Origin of the sequence: Streptomyces katrae (assembly GCF_000966975.1) — a bacterium.
In the GTDB taxonomy this organism is placed as follows: Bacteria; Actinomycetota; Actinomycetes; order Streptomycetales; family Streptomycetaceae; genus Streptomyces; species Streptomyces katrae.
Map to the genome: position 1 here is coordinate 1 of NZ_JZWV01000539.1, position 1,188 is coordinate 1,188.

1 protein-coding gene is annotated in these 1,188 nt (G+C 71.3%); it reads left to right on the forward strand.

Annotated elements, in window-relative coordinates; all coding sequences use genetic code 11:
• Nucleotides 1-240: 240 nt before the first annotated feature.
• Nucleotides 241-1,188 (forward strand): outer membrane protein assembly factor BamB family protein (locus VR44_RS19530; RefSeq protein WP_281187157.1); only part of this gene is annotated, 948 nt, incomplete at its 3' end.

The window sequence follows — 1,188 nt, forward strand, 5'->3', positions numbered from 1 at the left end:
CCCCTCCACCGTGCCGCGGACGGTCCGACGAGCTCCTCCGCCACGGCACGGACTTCCCCGGCTGGCCCGCTCACATCCCCGGCTGGCCCGCTCACACGGCGAGCGCTCCTGTCCCGGCTGGCCACGGGCGCGGCGGGCGCCGTACTGGGCGCGGGCACGGCCCTGGCCTGGACGGCGACCCGGGAGCCGGCCCACCGGTCCTTACCGGACCGCCCCCTCGCAACAGCCAGGGTCCCAGGACTGCCTCCCGCCGCACTCTGGCACTTCGACGACGTGACCGCGAGGACCACCCTGCTACGGGTGACGGGTGCCGGGCGCTACCTCGTCACCCGGGGCGAGACCCTCCACGCCCATGAGATCCGCAGCGGAAAAGAAGTCTGGGAGCGGCCGGTCACCTTCGGCCGTACCAACCCCGTACTCCTCGTCGGCGAGGGCCGCATCCTGGTGCAGACCCACGACGCCCTCGTGCTGTGCTCGCTGGACGACGGCCGGACGCACTGGATCGACCGAACGCTCCACACACGGAACACAACCGTCCTGGAACTACTCGCCGTCGGAGGCGACACCGTCTGGCTGCACCTGGGTCCTGCCGCCGGCGCCTCCGCCACGACCCACGCCCTCGCCGCGTTCGATCTTGCGGCGCGCAAGGAACTCTGGCGCAGCGAGTTGCCCGCAGACTTCGTCTACGAGCTGTCCCTCACGCCCACGCCGGCCGGTCTCCTCGTGGAAGTGCTCCCCGAAGTCGACCCCCACCGGGATCCCTATGGGACGCGCAAAGTGCCCCTGGCCTGCTTCGACCGAGCCACCGGCAGGTCCCTCTGGCAGCGCACGTACGAGGGCGTGTACAGCGGCCCGGCCTCCGCCGTCGACGAAACGGGCCGGTTCTACGTCCTCTCCACCGGCCGGGCCCGCGCGTACGACGCCACCTCCGGGAATCAGTTGTGGGAGTCCACCCTGCGCTTCGACGGCCAGCACAGCCCGCTCCTGCTGGCCGGCACCCTGCTGTGCGAGACGGATCCGGTCAACGGAGTCGTCGCCCTGGACAGGGACACCGGACGCAAGGTGTGGCAGCAACGGCTGGACGAGCCCCTTCAGTGGTTTCTGCTGGGGACGATGGCCACGAGTGCTTCGGGCCGCACCCTGTTCGTCCCCACCAGACGGCAGCTTGCGGCACTGGACCTGCGGTCC